Raw genomic sequence first — 1,166 nt, forward strand, 5'->3', positions numbered from 1 at the left:
GGCCAAGACGTCGTCGGCAGGTGGGCCGCCGTCCGCCTCAGCTCCCCCGCCCACCGTCGCCACCAGCCCGGCATCCCCCTCCCCCACCCTGTCGCACAGCGCACCGCCCTCGGCATCGGGCGCCGCGCCGTCATCCTCCTCGACCGCCGCCCCCTCCTCCCCGGCCGCCCCCGCGCCCCATGGCTCGGGCAGCATCTCCACCGGCCCGTCGAGTGGGTTCACGGTGAGCAACGCGCTCCAGTCCACCGTCCACGACGGCGGCAGGTCGGTCGCGCTGACCTTCGACGACGGCCCCGACCCGCGCTGGACACCGAAGGTACTGGCGCTGCTGGCCCAGCACCATGCCAAGGCCACCTTCTGCGAGATAGGCCCCAACGCGCAGCGCTACCCCTACCTCACCAAGTCGATCGTCGCCGCCGGTGACCGCCTGTGCGACCACTCCGTCCACCACAACGAGCGCCAGAGCAGCATGCCGTTGGACTACAACATCCACGAAATAGCCGACGCCCAGCGGGAGATATCCAACGCGGCCGGTCCCGGAGCCAAGCTCTGGTACTACCGCGCACCCGGCGGCGACTTCAAACCCGCCATCCGAAACATCGCCGCCCAACACGGACTCCGCCCCCTCGGCTGGAGCGACGACTCCGACGACTGGAAACGCCCCGGCGTCGCCAACATCCTGCAGAACATCAACCGCAACCTGCACCCCGGCTCGATCATCCTCATGCACGACGCCGGCGGCGACCGCTCACAAACCATCGCAGCNACCGCCTGTGCGACCACTCCGTCCACCACAACGAGCGCCAGAGCAGCATGCCGTTGGACTACAACATCCACGAAATAGCCGACGCCCAGCGGGAGATATCCAACGCGGCCGGTCCCGGAGCCAAGCTCTGGTACTACCGCGCACCCGGCGGCGACTTCAAACCCGCCATCCGAAACATCGCCGCCCAACACGGACTCCGCCCCCTCGGCTGGAGCGACGACTCCGACGACTGGAAACGCCCCGGCGTCGCCAACATCCTGCAGAACATCAACCGCAACCTGCACCCCGGCTCGATCATCCTCATGCACGACGCCGGCGGCGACCGCTCACAAACCATCGCAGCACTCGCCAAACTACTGGACCAACTCGACGCCCAGGGCTACACCTACACCTTCCCAGC

At 68.3% G+C, this 1,166-nt stretch carries 2 protein-coding genes and 1 pseudogene; 2 read left to right on the plus strand and 1 reads right to left on the minus strand.

What is annotated here, in order from left to right:
• A pseudogene (locus tag ACO1BR_RS44110) lies at window positions 1–222 on the minus strand (hypothetical protein); the annotation flags it as partial.
• Between the two features lies 1 nt (window position 223).
• Between ACO1BR_RS44110 and ACO1BR_RS44115 the strand changes: the two are divergent.
• Together ACO1BR_RS44115 and ACO1BR_RS44120 are read left to right on the plus strand one after the other, a co-directional pair.
• Complete coding sequence (locus ACO1BR_RS44115) at window positions 224–844, plus strand: polysaccharide deacetylase family protein (RefSeq protein ID WP_426800752.1); 621 nt, start codon at window positions 224–226, stop codon at window positions 842–844.
• Window positions 814–1,166 (plus strand): polysaccharide deacetylase family protein (locus tag ACO1BR_RS44120; RefSeq protein WP_426800753.1); only part of this gene is annotated, 353 nt, incomplete at its 3' end. The genes ACO1BR_RS44115 and ACO1BR_RS44120, both read left to right, overlap by 31 nt.

This window comes from Streptomyces sp. YGL11-2, assembly GCF_050054615.1.
GTDB lineage: Bacteria > Actinomycetota > Actinomycetes > Streptomycetales > Streptomycetaceae > Streptomyces.